The 17,790-nt window shown below is 60.4% G+C and carries 16 protein-coding genes; 7 read left to right on the top strand and 9 right to left on the bottom strand.

Annotated elements, in window-relative coordinates:
- The first annotated feature begins 1 nt into the window (after position 1).
- The 6 genes from lptB (at position 2) to ACIGEK_RS18835 (ending at position 4,515) form a co-directional block, all read left to right on the top strand.
- Positions 2–727: an LPS export ABC transporter ATP-binding protein gene (gene lptB, locus ACIGEK_RS18860; RefSeq protein ID WP_090255506.1), complete on the top strand. Its 726-nt coding sequence runs from the start codon at positions 2–4 to the stop codon at positions 725–727.
- Positions 728–865: 138 nt separating this feature from the next.
- On the top strand, positions 866–2,380 hold the full coding sequence (locus ACIGEK_RS18855; protein ID WP_397494780.1) for an RNA polymerase factor sigma-54: 1,515 nt from the start codon (positions 866–868) through the stop codon (positions 2,378–2,380).
- Positions 2,381–2,572: 192 nt separating this feature from the next.
- Positions 2,573–2,881: a ribosome hibernation-promoting factor, HPF/YfiA family gene (gene hpf / locus ACIGEK_RS18850; RefSeq protein ID WP_090255510.1), complete on the top strand. Its 309-nt coding sequence runs from the start codon at positions 2,573–2,575 to the stop codon at positions 2,879–2,881.
- A 15-nt stretch (positions 2,882–2,896) separates the two neighbouring features.
- Positions 2,897–3,370 (top strand): PTS IIA-like nitrogen regulatory protein PtsN, encoded by a 474-nt coding sequence (gene ptsN, locus ACIGEK_RS18845; RefSeq protein WP_160016093.1) that lies wholly within the window; start codon positions 2,897–2,899, stop codon positions 3,368–3,370.
- A gap of 2 nt (positions 3,371–3,372) precedes the next feature.
- Positions 3,373–4,230: an RNase adapter RapZ gene (gene rapZ / locus ACIGEK_RS18840; RefSeq protein ID WP_397494779.1), complete on the top strand. Its 858-nt coding sequence runs from the start codon at positions 3,373–3,375 to the stop codon at positions 4,228–4,230.
- Between the two features lie 12 nt (positions 4,231–4,242).
- A complete protein-coding gene (locus ACIGEK_RS18835) occupies positions 4,243–4,515 on the top strand; it encodes an HPr family phosphocarrier protein (protein ID WP_397494778.1) in 273 nt (90 codons plus the stop codon).
- Between the two features lie 62 nt (positions 4,516–4,577).
- Here the strand turns inward: ACIGEK_RS18835 and pmbA are convergent, their stop codons facing one another.
- Complete coding sequence (gene pmbA, locus ACIGEK_RS18830; RefSeq protein ID WP_397494777.1) at positions 4,578–5,924, bottom strand: metalloprotease PmbA; 1,347 nt, start codon at positions 5,922–5,924, stop codon at positions 4,578–4,580.
- Between the two features lie 103 nt (positions 5,925–6,027).
- On the opposite strand from pmbA, the gene yjgA reads away from it, so the two are divergent.
- Positions 6,028–6,546 carry a ribosome biogenesis factor YjgA gene (gene yjgA, locus ACIGEK_RS18825; RefSeq protein WP_397494776.1) on the top strand — a complete coding sequence of 173 codons (519 nt, stop codon included), beginning with the start codon at positions 6,028–6,030 and terminating at the stop codon, positions 6,544–6,546.
- A gap of 48 nt (positions 6,547–6,594) precedes the next feature.
- Here the strand turns inward: yjgA and tldD are convergent, their stop codons facing one another.
- The 8 genes from tldD to mreB all read right to left on the bottom strand — a co-directional run bounded on the left by tldD (position 6,595) and on the right by mreB (position 17,610).
- The gene (gene tldD, locus ACIGEK_RS18820) at positions 6,595–8,052 is read right to left on the bottom strand and encodes a metalloprotease TldD (RefSeq protein ID WP_397494775.1); all 1,458 of its coding nucleotides are present in this window, start codon (positions 8,050–8,052) and stop codon (positions 6,595–6,597) included.
- Between the two features lie 2 nt (positions 8,053–8,054).
- The gene (locus ACIGEK_RS18815; RefSeq protein WP_397494774.1) at positions 8,055–8,903 is read right to left on the bottom strand and encodes a carbon-nitrogen hydrolase family protein; all 849 of its coding nucleotides are present in this window, start codon (positions 8,901–8,903) and stop codon (positions 8,055–8,057) included.
- A gap of 85 nt (positions 8,904–8,988) precedes the next feature.
- Positions 8,989–12,822 (bottom strand): YhdP family protein, encoded by a 3,834-nt coding sequence (locus ACIGEK_RS18810; protein ID WP_397494773.1) that lies wholly within the window; start codon positions 12,820–12,822, stop codon positions 8,989–8,991.
- Between the two features lie 31 nt (positions 12,823–12,853).
- Positions 12,854–14,311 (bottom strand): ribonuclease G, encoded by a 1,458-nt coding sequence (gene rng, locus ACIGEK_RS18805; protein WP_397494772.1) that lies wholly within the window; start codon positions 14,309–14,311, stop codon positions 12,854–12,856.
- A 62-nt stretch (positions 14,312–14,373) separates the two neighbouring features.
- Entirely contained in the window at positions 14,374–14,994 is a 621-nt protein-coding gene (locus ACIGEK_RS18800; RefSeq protein WP_397494771.1) for a Maf family protein, read from the bottom strand.
- A 45-nt stretch (positions 14,995–15,039) separates the two neighbouring features.
- Positions 15,040–15,525, bottom strand: coding sequence for a rod shape-determining protein MreD (gene mreD, locus ACIGEK_RS18795; protein ID WP_397494770.1), 486 nt, complete (start codon positions 15,523–15,525; stop codon positions 15,040–15,042).
- A complete protein-coding gene (gene mreC, locus ACIGEK_RS18790) occupies positions 15,525–16,448 on the bottom strand; it encodes a rod shape-determining protein MreC (RefSeq protein ID WP_397494769.1) in 924 nt (307 codons plus the stop codon). Before mreC ends, mreD begins: the two co-directional genes overlap by 1 nt.
- A 124-nt stretch (positions 16,449–16,572) precedes the next feature.
- A complete protein-coding gene (gene mreB, locus ACIGEK_RS18785; RefSeq protein ID WP_090255536.1) occupies positions 16,573–17,610 on the bottom strand; it encodes a rod shape-determining protein MreB in 1,038 nt (345 codons plus the stop codon).
- Positions 17,611–17,790 lie beyond the last annotated feature (180 nt).

Genomic DNA, 17,790 nt, shown 5'->3' with positions numbered 1-17,790 from the left:
AATGGCCACATTGAAAGCCCAACACTTGGCCAAAAGCTACAAAGGCCGTCAGGTCGTGCGCGACGTCAGCCTGAGCATCGACAGCGGGCAGATCGTCGGACTGCTCGGCCCCAACGGTGCCGGCAAGACCACCTGTTTCTACATGATCGTTGGCTTGGTGCAGGCTGATCAGGGCCGCGTGATGATCGACGACCTCGACGTCAGCCATCAGCCCATGCATGGCCGCGCTCGTGCCGGCATCGGTTACCTACCACAGGAAGCCTCGATCTTCCGCAAGCTCAGCGTGGCCGACAACATCATGGCCATCCTGGAAACCCGCAAGGACCTCGACGGCGCCGCACGCCGCAAGGAACTTGAAGGCCTGCTGCAGGAGTTTCATATCAGCCATATCCGCGACAACCTCGGCATGAGTTTGTCTGGTGGTGAGCGCCGCCGCGTGGAAATTGCCCGCGCTCTGGCGACCAACCCCAAGTTCATCCTGCTCGACGAACCCTTCGCCGGTGTTGACCCGATTTCCGTGGGCGATATCAAGCAGATCATCCATCACCTCAAGGCCAAGGGTATCGGTGTATTGATCACCGACCACAACGTCCGCGAAACCCTGGATATCTGCGAAACGGCCTATATCGTCAGCGATGGCCAGCTGATCGCCGAAGGTGATGCCGAAGCAATTCTGGCCAACCAGACAGTGAAAGAAGTTTACCTGGGGCATGAGTTCAGGCTGTAACCACAGCTTTTCTCAAGCCGACTGCAGCCAAGGCTAGGCAAAACCCTTAAAGTCAGGCATATAATTTGCTTCCTAGTGGCGCTTTTTGAAAACGCCCTGTAGTGGATTGCGCACAGACGCCGGTAAATAAGGTCTGCAATGAAACCATCGCTAGTCCTGAGAATGGGCCAGCAGCTGACGATGACACCGCAGCTGCAACAGGCCATCCGCCTGCTCCAACTGTCTACCCTGGATCTGCAACAAGAGATCCAGGAGGCCTTGGAGTCCAACCCGATGCTCGAACGCCAGGAAGATGGCGATGATTTCGACAATTCGGACCCCATGGCCGATGGCGCAGAAAGTGCCAGCCCCAGCGAACAGCCCGAAGCGCCCTATCAGGAAACCAACTATCAGGAAGCCACGCAGACCGTGGACAACCTGGAGGAAGGCGATTGGGGCGAGCGCATTCCCAATGAGCTGCCCGTCGATACCGCCTGGGAAGACATCTACCAGACCAGCGCCAGCAGCCTGCCCAGTAGCACCAACGATGATGACGAGTGGGATTTCACCACCCGCACCTCAAGCGGCGAGAGCCTGCAAAGTCATCTGCTCTGGCAGCTCAATCTGGCCCCGATGTCGGACAAGGACCGCCTGATCGGCGTCACCCTGATCGATTGCATCAACCAGCAGGGCTATCTAGAAGAAACGCTGGAAGAAGTGGTCGAGGCCTTCGACCCGGAACTGGACATCGAACTCGACGAAGTCGAAGCCGTACTCCACCGCATTCAGCAGTTCGAACCCACCGGCATCGCCGCACGCAACCTGGGCGAATGCCTGCTTCTGCAACTGCGTCAGCTGCCGGCGAAAACTCCGTGGCTGAGCGAAGCCCAGCGCCTGGCCAGCGACTACCTCGACCTGCTCGGTAGCCGCGATTACAGCCAGCTGATGCGCCGCATGAAGCTCAAGGAGGACGAGTTGCGTCAGGTTATCGACCTGATCCAGAGCCTCAACCCGCGCCCCGGCTCGCAAATTGAATCCAGCGAGCCGGAATACGTGGTGCCCGACGTGATCGTGCGCAAACACAACGAGCGCTGGCTGGTAGAGCTGAACCAAGAAGCGATGCCGCGCCTGCGGGTCAACGCGCAATACGCCGGCTTTGTGAAGCGCGCTGATTCCAGCGCCGACAACACCTTTATGCGTAACCAGCTGCAGGAAGCGCGCTGGTTTATCAAAAGCCTGCAGAGCCGCAACGAAACCCTGATGAAGGTTGCCACGCAGATCGTCGAGCACCAGCGCGGCTTCCTTGATTACGGCGACGAGGCGATGAAGCCTTTGGTGCTGCACGATATTGCCGAAGCTGTAGGTATGCATGAGTCGACCATCTCGCGGGTAACCACGCAGAAATTCATGCACACGCCACGTGGTATTTACGAGCTGAAATACTTCTTCTCCAGCCACGTCAGCACCTCCGAGGGCGGCGAATGCTCGTCCACCGCGATCCGCGCCATCATCAAAAAACTGGTCGCGGCGGAAAATGCGAAAAAGCCGTTGAGTGACAGCAAGATCGCTGGTTTACTGGAAGCACAGGGCATTCAAGTCGCTCGCCGCACGGTCGCCAAGTACCGTGAATCCCTCGGAATAGCGCCTTCCAGTGAGCGCAAACGATTGATCTAAGGCGGCACGAAGAAGGAAGACGATCACTCGATACACAACACGTCCGGCCTCGCCTTTTCGCAAAAGCAGCCATACTGCCAGCAAGCAATCAGCGACCGTGCCAGGCTCGTTTTGTAGAGTCTTCCACGCCACAGTGTTCCGGCGGCAGGCCTCTCGCCTGCCTCTTACACACGGCAACAAGGAGAAAGCGGTATGCAAGTCAACATCAGTGGACACCAGCTGGATGTGACCGACGCCCTACGCGACTACATCGCCGAAAAACTCGGCCGATTGGAGCGCCACTTCGACAAGATTACCAACGTGCAAGTCACCATGGAGGTCGAGAAGCTCAAACAGAAAATCGAAGCGACCCTGCACATTGCCGGCGGCGAAGTTGTCGCCAATGCCGAGCATGAAGACATGTACGCAGCCATCGATCTACTGACTGATAAACTCGACCGACAACTCATCAAACACAAGGAAAAACAGCTCGAACGTCAACAGGGCGCTATGGCCCGCTGACATCGTCTATCTCCTATGATCCGACTTGAAACTATCCTGACCCCCGGCCGTTCCCTGGTGAACGTGCCGGGCGGCAGCAAAAAACGTGTTCTCGAACAGATTGCCAACCTGGTGGCGCGCGAGCTGCCTGACCTGGACGGCCAAGACATCTTCGAAAGCCTGATTGCCCGCGAAAAACTCGGCTCGACCGGTTTCGGTAATGGCATTGCCATTCCGCACTGTCGCCTGCCCGGTTGTACAGCGCCGATCAGCGCCTTGCTGCGCCTGGACTCTGCCGTAGACTTCGACGCCATCGACGGCGCCCCAGTGGACCTGCTGTTTGTCCTGCTGGTGCCCGAAGCGGCCACCGACGCTCACCTGGAACTGCTCCGGCAAATCGCCAGCATGCTCGATCGCAGCGATGTGCGTGCCAGCCTGCGTCAAGCCGAAAGCAGTGAAGCCCTGTATCAGGTGGTCGTGGACGTACAAAGCCAACTCAACCGAGCCTGAGCATGCGCCTGATCATCGTTAGCGGTCGCTCCGGCTCCGGGAAGAGCACCGCCCTCGATGTGCTTGAGGACAACGGCTTCTACTGCATCGACAACCTGCCCGCCGGGCTGCTGCCTGAACTGGCCGAGCGCGCCCTGCTGCACACCGAGCTGCTGCATCCGCAGGTCGCGGTGTCGATTGATGCACGCAACCTGCCGAGCCACCTCAAGCGCTTTCCCGAGCTGCTAGAGGAAGTACGCGCACGGCATATCAAGTGCGATGTGATCTACCTGGATGCCGACGAAGAAACCCTGCTCAAGCGCTTCTCGGAAACCCGCAGACGCCATCCGCTGACCAACGAAAACCGTTCGCTGGCTGAAGCCATCGCCGATGAAAGCCTGCTGCTCGGGCCGATTATTGACCTGGCCGACCTGAAGATCGACACCACGCACCTCAATCTTTATCAGCTGCGCGATAGCCTCAAGCTGCGCCTGCTCAATCAGCCCGAGCCAGGCACCGCATTTCTGCTGGAATCCTTCGGTTTCAAGCGCGGTATGCCGGTGGATGCCGACCTGGTATTCGATGTGCGCTGCCTGCCCAACCCCTACTGGAAGCCGGACTTGCGCGATTTCTCCGGGCTCGACCAGCCGGTAGTCGATTACCTCTCTGCACAGGCCGATGTCGAAGACATGTATCAGGACATCCTCGCCTACCTGACCAAATGGCTGCCACGTTTTGCCGCCAGCAACCGCGCCTATGTCACGGTGGCGATCGGTTGTACTGGCGGCCATCATCGCTCGGTATACCTGGCCAACCGCCTAGGTGAAACCCTCAAACCCATCCTGAAGAACGTTCAGATTCGCCACCGCGACCTCAGTTAAGGAATTGCCGCGATGCCCGCCTGCGAAATCACCATTATCAACAAGCTTGGCCTGCACGCCCGCGCGGCTGCCAAGTTTGTCGGCGTCGCCGGGCGTTTCCCCTGCCAGGTTAAGGTAGGCCGCACGCCGGAGAGCCTGGTCGACGGCAAGAGCATCATGGCGGTGATGATGCTCGCCGCCGGTAAAGGCACGGCCATACACCTGCATACCGAAGGCGAACAGGATGCCGAAGCCCTGCAGGCCCTGAGCGACTTGATCAACAATTACTTCGACGAAGGTGAGTAAAACCGCAGGCAATAAAAAGGGCTGCACCGTACAAACGGGCAGCCCTTTTTGTGCCCTATAGGTTAGCTACCGGCCACCGTCATGCGCTCGATCAGCACCGAACCAGTGCGGATATTACTGCGCAGCTCCAGATCACTGCCCACCGCGACAATCTGCTTGAACATGTCGCGCAAGTTGCCGGCGATGGTGACTTCCTGCACCGGGAACTGAATTTCACCGTTCTCCACCCAGTAACCACTCGCACCGCGCGAATAATCACCGGTGACCATATTCAGGCCCTGCCCCATCAGTTCGGTGACGAGAAGCCCACGCCCCATGCGCTTAAGCAATGCTTTTTGGTCTTCATCGCCATGGCTGACAAACAGGTTATGCACACCGCCTGAGTTGGCGGTACTCGGCATACCCAGCTTGCGCCCGGAATAGGTGCCGAGCACATAGGACAGCAGCTCACCACGCTCGACAAAGGATTTGGGATAAGTGGCCAAGCCATCACCATCAAAAGCAGCACTGCCTAGCGCACGCGGAATATGCGGCCGCTCATCGAGGGTTAACCATTCAGGGAATAACTGCTGCCCCAACGCGCCCTCAAGGAACGACGACTTGCGGTACAGGTTGCCACCCGAAATTGCCGCTAGAAAGCTGCCAAACAACCCGCCCGCCAGCTCTGCAGCAAACAGCACCGGCACCTCACAGGTCGGCACCGGACGCGCGCCCAAACGGCTGACCGCACGCTCAGCTGCACGACGGCCAATGCTCCCGGCATCAGCCAGTAACTCGCCCTGCCGATTGACGTCATACCAGTAATCGCGCTGCATCTGACCGCCCTGCTCGGCAATCATCACGCAGCTCAGGCTGTGCCGTGTACTGGCGTAACCGTTGATAAAGCCATGGCTGTTGCCATATACCCGGCAACCCTGGTGGGTATTCAACGTAGTGCCGTCGGCATTCTTGATCCGCTGATCGGCGGCAAAAGCCGCTGCCTCGCAACTCAAGGCCTGTTCGATGGCCTGCTCTGGGGTGATCGACCAGGCGTGATACAGATCCAGCTGCGGCAGTTCGCGGGCCATCAAGCCCGCATCAGCTAAACCGGCGCATTCGTCCTCGGAGGCATGTTTGGCAATCGCCAGCGCTGCCGCTACGGTTTCGCGAATCGCAGCTTCGCCACTGGCCGAAGTGCTCGCCGAGCCCTTGCGCTGACCGACATACAGGGTGATGCCAAAGCCCTGGTCGCGGTTGAATTCTACCGTTTCCACTTCACCCTGACGCACCGTGGTGGACAAGCCCTGCTCCACCGAAACCGCCACTTCACAGGCGCTAGCGCCCTGCTTTTTCGCTTCAGCAATAATCTGCTCCACCTGCGCCTGCAAATGCGGCACAGCCTCGGGGCCAACGATGTCTACAGCACTCATAAGAACTCCTGAACGATAAGCGGCAAGCGCGGCCACACAGGCCAGACGCTTACAGCTGGAAACTTGCTGCTATCATGTCGGCGTTTTCCACTGGACCGCCACCATGTCTGAATACCTTGACGACTTCTCCGGCGAGAAGAGCAAAACCCAGGTCAAGCGCGAGTTTCATGCGCTACAAGATCTGGGGCAACGCCTAACCACCCTGAAACTCGACCTGCAGAACAAGCTGCCGCTGACCGACGAGCTGCGCCGCGCGCTGGCCGAAGCGCCCAAGCACACTGCCAATGCCGCGAAGAAGCGCCATGTGCAGTTTATCGGCCGCTTGATGCGCGACCAGGACATCCCAGCCATCCTGACCCTGCTCGACCAGCTGGATGCCTCCACCCGCCAGTACAACGAACGCTTCCACAACTTGGAGCGCTGGCGCGACCGCTTGCTCAACGGCGACGACGACACCCTGGAAAAATTTGTCGTCGAATACCCCGACGCCGACCGCCAGCACCTGCGTCAATTGATCCGTCAGGGCCAGCACGAACTGGCGCAGAACAAAGCGCCTGCCGCTTCACGCAAAATCTTCAAATACATCCGCGAACTGGACGAAGCCCAGCGCGGTTTACGCTAAAGCACTCCATCGATTGGGCTGCGCAACGCTCAACCCAATCGATGGTTTTTAGCTACCCGTCCCGCCCACAGTAATTGCATCGATCTTCAGCGTCGGCTGGCCCACGCCAACCGGCACCGATTGCCCATCCTTGCCGCAGGTACCGACGCCGCTATCCAGCGCCAGGTCGTTACCAACCATCGACACCTTGCTCATGGCTTCCGGGCCATTGCCGATCAAGGTTGCGCCTTTGACCGGGGCGGTGATCTTGCCGTCCTCGATCAGGTAAGCCTCGCTGGTGGAAAACACGAACTTGCCGCTGGTGATATCCACCTGGCCGCCGCCAAGGTTGGCGCAGTAGATGCCTTTCTTCACCGAACGAATGATTTCTTCCGGGTCACTCTCGCCAGCCAGCATGTAAGTATTGGTCATGCGCGGCATCGGCAAGTGCGCATAGGACTCACGGCGACCGTTACCGGTGCACGCCACGCCCATTAGGCGAGCGTTGAGCTTGTCCTGCATATAGCCCTTGAGTACGCCGTTTTCGATCAGCGTGGTGCACTGGGTCTGCGTGCCTTCATCGTCCATGCTCAGGGAGCCGCGACGTTCGGCCAAGGTGCCGTCATCGACGATGGTGCACAGGCTGGAAGCCACTTGCTCGCCCATACGGCCGCTGTAGGCCGAACTGCCCTTGCGGTTGAAATCGCCTTCCAAACCATGGCCGACCGCTTCGTGCAGCAGCACACCGGACCAACCAGCGCCCATCACCACCGGCATAGTGCCGGCCGGTGCCGGAATCGCCTCGAGGTTAACCAGCGCCTGGCGTAGCGCTTCACGGGCATAGCCCATGGCGCGTTCTTCGTTATTGCTGGTCTGTTCGAGGAAGTAGCGGTAATCGGTACGTCCGCCGCCGCCATGGCTGCCGCGCTCGCGGCGACCATTCTGCTCAACGATCACGCTGACGTTGAAACGCACCAGTGGTCGGATGTCCGCGCCCAGGCTACCGTCGTTGGCAGCCACCAGAATGCGGTCCCAAACCCCGGCCAGGCTGACCGAAACTTGTTTGATCCGTGAATCAAGGGCGCGGGTAGCAACGTCGATGCGCTTGAGTAACTCAACCTTTTCCGCACGACCCAGCACATCCAGCGGGTTGTCCTGGGCATACAGCGGCTTGACCAGCGGACTGCTGAACGCTTGCACGCGGCCATTCTGGCCGGCGCGGGCAATCGAACGGGCTGCGCGCGCAGCCTGGCTCAGGGCATCGGCGGTGATCGCATTGCTGTAGGCAAACCCGGTTTTCTCGCCGGACTGAGCACGCACACCTACCCCCTGGTCGAGGTTGAAGCTGCCTTCCTTGACGATGCCATCCTCCAGCGCCCAGGTTTCCGAGACCTGGCTTTGGAAATACAGATCGGCCGCATCGATTCCCGGCCCGGCCAGATCAGCCAAGACTGCAGGCAGATGCTCAATGGTCAAACCGCCCGGCCCGAGCAAATGCTCGCTAACGGATACCAACAAATTGTTCATAACTACTCCAAACTTGGCAGCCGCATTTCGGCCGCTGCAAAAAATCGTTTATGCCGCACCACTGGCATGCGCTGACGGATCGCCGCTTGCTCTGCCCCATCGCGCTCGGCCAGCAGTACGCCCGGCCCCTGCGGCAGTTCCGCGAGCACGCGCCCCCAAGGGTCGACAAGCGCCGAATGGCCAAAGGTCTCGCGTCCACCTGGATGGGTACCGCCTTGCCCGGCGGCCAGCACATAGCACTGGGTTTCAATGGCCCGCGCGCGGGTGAGTATCTGCCAATGCGCAGCACCCGTGACTGCGGTAAAGGCTGCCGGCACACTGATCAACTCGGCACCCGCGGCGCGCAGGGCGCTGTAAAGCTCGGGGAAGCGCAGGTCATAACAGACGGTCATGCCTAGGCGCCCAACCGGGGTATCGGCGACCACCACCTGGCTGCCGAAGGCGTAATCATCAGACTCGCGGTAACGGCCGTGGCTGTCGCTGACATCCACGTCAAACAAGTGCAGCTTGTCATAGCGTGCAACGCGCTCGCCGTGATTATCGATCAGCAAGGAGCAGGCGTGAGACTTGGCTTCGGGCTGGCCATCCGGCGGCAGGGGCAAAGTGCCGGCGACAACCCACAGCCCCAAGTCGCGGGCAGCCTGTTGCAACCAGGGCAGAATCGGCCCCTCGCCCAACGCTTCGGCACGCCCTAGCGCGGCCTGGTCACGCCGGCCCATGGCGGCAAAGTTTTCCGGCAGCACCGCCAGCCGCGCACCTTGCGCGGCGGCCTGCTCAAGCAACTGCCGAGCCTGCGCCAGATTGGCCAGGACATCAGCCTGGCTGACCATTTGAATTACCGCGAAGGTCATGACTGCCTTATCTCAATATCGGTATCAGGCTTCAGCTTACAAGCCATGCCGGCAGACTGCACGGCTGCATATCAGCCGTGCGGGTTTACTGGGGTTTCTCGAAAGGCTTGTCGAAGCTTATATCCGGGTTCTGCCAGGAGCCCTTGACGTCGTACTGCACACTGGCAAAGCGCGCCACTCGGTCGCCCAGCAGCTTATCGGCGATAAACAGTGCACCACCAATGGCCGGCGCACCGACTATCAGTGCGGCCAGAGGCAGGTTGTTGGTCACCGGCAAGGTCACCAACAACTTGGCATCAATCCGGTCATTGGCCATATCCAGGGTGCCATTGAGTTCCAGGTTGCTTGATGGCCCAGTAAGGGTGATCGGCTCGCGGGTAACAAACACGCCGTTATCGGCCACTAGTAGCCCCTTGACTCGGTCATAGCTCAGGCCTTTGCCGAGCAGGTCGGAGAAGTCCAGGCGCAGGCGCCGGCCGATCGAGTTGAAGTTAAGCAAGCCGAATACCCGCAGCGCCGAAGCCGGGCCTTCCACTTCCGAGAACTGGCCCTTGCGCAGAGAAGCATCCAGCGTGCCGCTAAAGCGCTTCAAGCCGAACCAGGCCGGCGAGCCGGGCCAGTCGCCGTCGACATCCATATGGAAATCTCGGCTGCTGGCTGTAGGCGCAAAGCCCCAGGCGATCAATACATCAGCCAGATCGGCGCCACCCATGCGCCCCTTGTAGCTCGTACGCATGCCGCTTGCGGCGTTTAGCCAGGTGGCGCGACCGCCAATCTTCAGGCCTTTGAGGTTGAGATCCAGCTCATTGAAATGCACACCAGCGCTGACCGGACGCGCCTTGAGCGACCAGCTGCCCAGCGGTTCGATGCCCTGATAAACCTCGGCAATGCGCACATCCAGCGCCGGGAAGCTGCTCGGGTCAACGCTTGCCAGCGCGTCAGCCGCATCGACTACCGGTTCGCCTGCGGCCTTTTTCTCTGCCGCCGGGAAGCGCAAGTAATCGAGCGTCAGGGCAATCGGTAGCTCACGGGCATCCGGTAATCCAACCTGACCTTTCAACTGCGGACTGTCGAGGCTGACCGCCCAGGTTGCGGCATCGCGCTTAACCGCTACTTCCAGCGTATCCAGGCTGATACCAAAGCCCGCGAAGCGACCAATGCGCAGCTGCGCATCCTTGAACAGCCGTTGCGCATCACCAATTGGCACGCTGGCATACGGCCGCAACACCTGCTGCCAGGCCGACCAGTCGAGTTCCGTCACGCGCCCGCGCATACGCAGGCCCTGGCTAGTCGGCAGGCTCGCAGGGCCATCGGCCAGGCGAATCTCGCCGCGGCCTTGGTTGAACTGACCCGGGCTCGCGGCAAAGGTCAGGCTCAGCAAGTCAGCGTAATCCAGCCAGTAGCGTTGCTCACGACCACCCAGGGTCATGCGCCACTGCGTCGCACGCTCCTCGGCAGCGGTCTTGCCGAACGGGGCCGGCAGCGCCACCGTCGCGCCTTTAAGGCTAGAACTCACGCGCAGCTGACTGTCGGCGCCGTCCAGGGTCAGATTGAGGCGATACGGCAGATTGCCACTAACGGGCAGCGGCAGGGTCACGCCCAGCCAGCTACTTAGCTCCTTGACGGCGATCTGCCCACTGGCCTCGATGCGGCTGCGCGCCTTGCCGCGCGCACCTTCGGCCAGCGCCTTGCCACGCACTGCATGGCCGAGCACCTGGGCACGGATATCCGGGGCACTGAGGCCGCTGGCGGTGTTGTAGCGAAAGGCGCCCTGCAGCTGGCTGAACTGCAACGGCGGATTGGGCAGACTGAGCTGCGCGCCTTCAGTGGCGAAATCCACAACCACAACCGGAGCCAAGCCCTTACGCAACGGCAGGTCGAGCTTGAGCTTGCCAGTCAGCGACCCTGCGCCAGACCAGCCGGCAAAGGTCTCTGCAGTGCCAATCGGCGCTTGCTGCAAGATATGCAGGGCGTCATCGACATTGCTGCTCAGCTCGCTGGTCAGCAACAGCCGCGGCGGCTGGCCCGGCAATGAAGTCGCGATCAACGCCTGGGCATTGCTCACCCGGCTATCGAGGATGCGCCCGGTCGCCAGGTTGACGCGCACGCCGCTACCCTCGATCAAGACGCGCCCACGCCCCTCGCGCAGCGCCGGCCAACCGGGCTGAAAAGCCAGTTCGGCGTCATGCACGGCGAAGAACAGGCTGATACTGCGCGCAGCATGATCTGCGCCCTTGTTCAACGAGCCCTGGTACTGGAAATAACCTTCATCGACCGCACCACCACGGATGGCACTTTTCAGCCAGGCATCCAGATCGGCACTCATGCCCGGCGCGCGGCTCGGCAAGTATTTCTCGGTAAAGCGCGCATCGCCGTTACGCAGGCCGACGCGCAGGTCCATGTAGTCTTCCAGCTCCGGATCGAAACGCAGGCGAATCAGAAAATCGCCGGCAGCCGGTCCCTCCTCACCCACCACTTGCAGATACGGGCTGCGCAGGGTGAAGGCCTCATCATCTATCTGCCAGGTCAGCAGGGCATTAGCTTTCTGGTAGTGCCAGGGCTTGGGGAACAGAGTATCGAGGTGCAGGGAAAAGTCTTCGCTATCAACCCGCAGCTCACCCTGGTTTAGATCACCACTGACACTGCCACTGACATTCTCTGCGGCAGGCGAGCCGTGCCATGCAGCAAAGCCGATGCGCTCCAAATTGGCCGAGAACTGCAGACGCTTGCTATCAGTCAGGCGCGGCCGGTAGTCGAGCTGAATATTGCGCAGCGCGCCATGCGGCTTGAGCTGCTCAAGCAGTGCCAGAGCTTTCTCCGGCAATGGCGCAAGCCCCGCCACCAGAGGCTGCAGCGGCGCCAGGTCGATGTGATCAGCACTCAGCAGCCATTGCTCTTGCACTTCTGTGCTTTCCGCCTGCTGGGTCAGCGCCAGGCGCACTTCGCCCCAGCGCTGCTCGCCACGGCTGAAGGCCAGGTCATCCAGCACCAGCTTGAAACCGAGATCGGTACGGCTGAAATAGGCATTCAGCGCCAGATTACTCAGCTCCGCCGACTCGCGCTCGGCGTAGCCGGCCCTGAGCTGCGGCACGTGTAGACGGCTAACAGCACGCTGCACGCCGCCCTTAGCCCAACTCAGCCAGACCTCACCACCCAGCTGCAACTGCTCAAGCCGCCATTGCGCGAATAGGCTCGCAGGCACCCAGGCAGCCCAATCGCTCTGCGGCAGGCTCAAGTACAGCTCGGCTTCGGCCTCTTGCCAGCGTTTGGCATTGATCCGCGTACGCAACTGCAGGGCCAGCGGCTGGCCATCGGGCAACAGCAAACGGCCGTCCAGACGCTGTCGAGCGCTGCCGTTGCGCAGCGTGAGGTTTACATAGGTCAAGGTTCGCGCGGGGTGATCGAAGGCCTGCACCGTTACCTGGCTGTTAAACAGCGACAGGCGCTTGACCATCTGCGACTGCGTCAGCACCTGAGTCAGGTCGAGCGGCGCCCGATCACTGCGTTGCGGCAAGCCCTTGAGCGACCAACGACCGTCCTCGCTCTGCTGCACCACCAGCTGCACGCCATCCAGCTCAAGCCGAGCGATGCGCAGCTGACGTGCTAACAGGCTGGCCAACACATCCGGCACCACGCGTACCTGATCCAGCTGCAAGGCACCAGCGCCCTCACCGACCGCAACATCGTGCGCAGTCAGCACCGGGGAGAAGCCTTGCCAGAGGCCTTCCAGCGCACCAATCTGCACTGGCATGGCCAGCGCTGCACGGGCCTTGTCTTCGGCTTCCAGGCGGTATTCAGCGACCAGCGGCACCAGCTCGCGGCCAAGGCTGACGTAAAACGCGGCCAAGACCAACGCCAAGGCGCACAGCCCCAGCGTGGTGCGCAGCAGCAGGCCAGTCCAGCGTGCCAACACCTGCATTCAGTTCATGCCCGAGCGGTAAACGCGCATATCAGAGCAGCACCACATCGTATTGCTCCTGGGAATACATGGTCTCGACCTGAAATTTGATGGTGCGGCCGATAAAGGCTTCAAGATCGGCGACATTGCCCGACTCTTCATCGAGCAGGCGGTCAACCACTTTCTGATTGGCCAGCACGCGATAACCTTCCGGCTGATAGGCACGCGCCTCACGAAGAATTTCGCGGAAAATTTCGTAGCAGGTGGTTTCCGCAGTTTTCAACTTGCCGCGCCCCTGGCAGCAACTGCACGGCTCGCACAGCACCTGCTCAAGGCTTTCGCGGGTGCGTTTTCGGGTCATCTGTACCAGGCCCAGCTCGGTGATACCAATGATGTTGGTCTTGGCGTGGTCGCGCTCTAGTTGCTTCTCCAAGGTACGTAATACCTGGCGCTGGTGCTCCTCATCTTCCATGTCGATGAAATCGATGATGATGATCCCGCCGAGATTACGCAGGCGCAGCTGGCGAGCAATCGCCGTGGCGGCTTCCAGATTGGTCTTGAAGATGGTTTCTTCCAGCGTGCGATGGCCGACGAACGCGCCGGTGTTCACGTCGATGGTGCTCATGGCCTCGGCCGGATCGATGATCAGGTAGCCGCCGGATTTGAGCGGCACCTTGCGCTCCAGCGCCTTCTGGATTTCATCCTCGACGCCATATAGATCGAAGATCGGCCGCTCGCCAGGATAGTGCTCCAGACGGTCGGCGATTTCCGGCATCAGCTCATCGACAAACTGGGTAATCTTGCCGAAGGTCTCCCGCGAATCGACGCGGATCTTCTCGATTTTCGGGTTGACCAGATCACGCAGGGTGCGCAGCGCCAGGGACAAATCCTCATAGATCACCAATGGCGTCGGGCCGACTTTCATCTGCGTGGCGATCTGCTCCCACAGACGGCGCAGGTAACGGATGTCGGCGAGAATTTCATCGGCCCCAGCTCCGTCAGCCGCAGTGCGCAGGATAAATCCGCCGGTCTCTTCGATGCCTTCAGCAGCCACACAATCGGCAACCACCTGCTTGAGGCGATCACGCTCGGCTTCGTCCTCGATCTTCAGCGAGATGCCGACGTGGGCGGTGCGCGGCATGTACACCAGGTAACGCGAAGGAATCGACAGCTGGGTGGTCAGGCGCGCGCCCTTGCTACCAATCGGGTCCTTGGTGACTTGCACCACCAAGCTCTGGCCTTCGTGCACCAGGGCACTGATGCTTTCCACCGCAGGGCCTTCGCGACTGGAAATTTCCGCGGCATGAATAAACGCCGCACGTTCCAGACCGATATCGATAAAAGCCGCCTGCATACCGGGCAGCACGCGCACCACTTTGCCTTTGTAGATATTGCCGACGATGCCACGCTTCTGCGTACGCTCGACGTGCACTTCCTGCAGTACGCCGTTTTCCACCACCGCCACGCGCGATTCCATCGGCGTGATGTTTATCAGGATCTCTTCACTCATGCGCTCATCTCTTCTGAGATAAAGCTGAAAGCCCAGGGACTGCGCCGATTAAAGGCGGTCACTCACCCGCGACCCGCAACCTCTTGACTGTGATCTGGCAGCAACTGCCAGCACGGAATAGCAAATTCTGCGAGCAACGCAGCAGTCTCACACAGCGGCAAACCCACCACCGCCGAATAACTGCCGTGCAACTGACTGACAAACACTGCCGCCAGGCCCTGAATACCGTAACACCCAGCTTTGTCCTGCGGCTCGCCACTGGCCCAGTAGGCCTCGATTTCGGCCTGACTCAATGGGCGGAAGGTTACCTGACTTGTGACCACCCGTGATTCCAACCGTTCGCGGCTGACCAGCGCCACGGCCGTCAGCACCTGATGGCTTCGTCCGGACAGAGCATTCAAAGTCGCCAACGCATCGTCACGATCCACTGGCTTGCCAAGAATCCGCCCATCAAGCACCACGGCGGTATCGGCGCCAAGCACCACGACATCAGCTGTCTCGGCCAATGCCGCCAGCCCAGCCTGCGCTTTGGCGCGAGCCAGACGTTCTACATAGGCGATCGGAGATTCACCTGGCAATGCATTTTCATCAATCGGGGCGATTTGCGTGAGGAAGGGCACAGCAATTTGCGTCAGCAGTTCGCGGCGGCGCGGCGATCCGGAGGCGAGATAGAGGGTGGCCATGCTGACTTCTCCCTGTCGGATAAACGCAAGGCCGAGCGGCTTTGCTTAATTGACGCCGAGACGCTGATGCAGCCCGCGCAACAGGGTGCAGACCCAGGGCCAGAGCAAGGCACTGACCAGCGCCGGCAAGACAAAGGTCAAGGTTGGCGGGCGACTGCCGGTCAGCGCGTTCAGCCACAACTGCACCAGCTGCGCCAAGCCGAACACCACCAGCAGAACGGTGCTTTGCTGCCACATAGGAAACATGCGCAGGCGCTGGCGCAGGGTCAGCACCAGGAAGGTAATCAGCGTCAGAATCAGCGCATTCTGGCCAAGCAAGCTGCCATTGAGCACATCCGCCAATAAGCCGATAACCCAGGCAGTGGTCATGCCCACGCGATGCGGCAACGCCAACACCCAGTAGGTCAGAAACAGCGCCAGCCACAACGGCCGCCCCAGTTCCATGAACTTGGGCATGCTCGACACGCTGAGCAGCAGCGCCAGGGCAAACGTCAGCCAGACAAACCAGATATTGCTTGATCGTGCGGCCATTATTGCGCGGCCTCCGGCGGGTTGGCGGGCGCCACTGCCTCATTGGCCGTGGGTTGCGCGGGTTGCGCCTGCTGCAGAATTTCACGATCCAGGGCTTCCTGCGCCTGCGCCGACTCGGTGGCGCGCTGCTCCGGCGTACGTGGGTCGGTAAACACCAGCAGCATATAGCGGCTGCGGTTTAGCATCGCGGTGGGCACCGCACGGACAATGGCAAAGGGCTGGCCAGAATCGTGGATCACTTCGGAAACCATGGCCACTGGATATCCCGCTGGGAAACGCTGACCGAGGCCAGAGCTGACCAGCAGATCGCCTTCCTTGATATCCGCCGTATCGGCGACATGCCGTAACTCCAGACGCTCTGGGTTACCGGTGCCGCTGGCGATGGCACGCAGACCGTTGCGATTAACCTGCACGGGAATGCTGTGGGTGGTGTCCGTTAGCAACAGCACGCGTGAGGTGTAGGGCATCACCTCGACCACCTGGCCCATCAGGCCACGAGCATCGAGCACCGGCTGCCCCAAGACCACGCCATCCTTCTCGCCTTTGTCGATCAGGATGCGGTGGGTAAAGGGATTGGGGTCAATGCCGATCAGCTCGGTGGCCAGCACTTCGTCGTCGACCAGCGCAGCCGAGTTGAGCAGCTCGCGCAGACGCACGTTCTGCTCGGTGAGCGCGGCAAGTTTCTGCAGGCGACGCTGCATCATCAGCTGTTCAGCCTTGAGCTTTTCATTCTCGGCGGTCAGCTCATTGCGCGTACTCAGTTCCTGAGTCGCACTCTCCCACAAGCGTACCGGCAGCCGACCGAGCCAATAGACCGGCTCGACAATCAGCCCCAGCTGCGCACGTACCGGCTGCAACAGGGTGAAGCGCGCATCGACCACCATCAGCGCAGCCGACAGCACGGTGAACACCAGCAGGCGCACACCCAGCGAAGGACCTTTGGCAAATAGCGGTTTGATCGGCAGCTCCTCACAGCGTCAGGCAGCAAAACAAAAGCTGCAAGCAGGTATAACCCGACTTGCAGCTCAAGACTTGGAGCGGTCGCGCTTATTCCGAGGACAGCAGGTCCATGGTGTGGCGATCCATCATTTCCAGAGCCTTGCCGCCGCCGCGTGCAACGCAGGTCAGCGGGTCTTCGGCGACGATAACCGGCAGACCGGTTTCCTGCGACAGCAGTTTGTCCAGATCACGCAGCAGCGCACCACCACCGGTGAGCACCAGGCCACGCTCGGCAATGTCGGATGCCAGTTCTGGCGGCGATTGCTCCAGCGCGCTTTTCACCGCCTGGACGATGGTCGCCAGGGATTCCTGCAGCGCTTCGAGCACTTCGTTGGAGTTCAGGGTAAAGCTACGCGGTACGCCTTCGGCCAAGTTACGGCCACGTACGTCGACTTCACGCAGTTCGCCACCGGCATAAGCGGTGCCGATTTCCTGCTTGATGCGCTCAGCGGTGGATTCACCGATCAGCGAACCGTAGTTGCGGCGCACATAGGTGATGATCGCTTCGTCGAAACGGTCGCCGCCGACGCGGACGGATTCGGCGTAGACCACACCATTAAGGGAGATCAGGGCGATTTCAGTGGTACCACCACCGATATCGACAACCATCGAACCACGGGCCTCTTCAACCGGCAGGCCAGCACCGATGGCAGCCGCCATTGGCTCTTCAATCAGGAACACTTCACGAGCACCGGCACCGAGGGCCGACTCACGAATGGCACGGCGCTCCACCTGGGTGGATTTGCACGGCACGCAGATCAGCACGCGCGGCGACGGCTGCAGAAAGCTGTTTTCGTGAACTTTGTTGATGAAGTACTGCAGCATCTTCTCGCAAACGCTGAAGTCGGCGATCACACCGTCTTTCATCGGACGGATGGCGGCAATGTTACCCGGCGTACGGCCGAGCATGCGTTTGGCTTCGGTTCCGACCGCCACCACGCTCTTCTGGTTACCGTGGGTACGGATAGCGACGACCGACGGTTCGTTCAGGACGATGCCGCGCTCGCGAACATAAATCAGGGTATTGGCAGTGCCCAGGTCAATCGACAGATCGCTGGAAAACATGCCACGCAGTTTTTTGAACATGGGATAGGGACCCTAGGCAACGCGTGGGTAAAGGCGAAGCGCGGTAAAGGCGCTGCTAAAAAGTGCGGCAAACTCTAACAACGGCAGGGATTTTGAGCAAGGCACCAATATGTTAGATTGCCGGTTTTTCAGGGCTTTAAGGCCCATCATCGCGGCCTTTGACCACCACCTGTCACTATC

It is taken from the genome of Pseudomonas sp. NPDC079086, assembly GCF_044542155.1.
In the GTDB taxonomy this organism is placed as follows: domain Bacteria; phylum Pseudomonadota; class Gammaproteobacteria; order Pseudomonadales; family Pseudomonadaceae; genus Aquipseudomonas.
The sequence above is the reverse complement of the archived record's forward strand: the minus strand, read 5'-3'. Positions and strand labels throughout refer to the sequence as shown.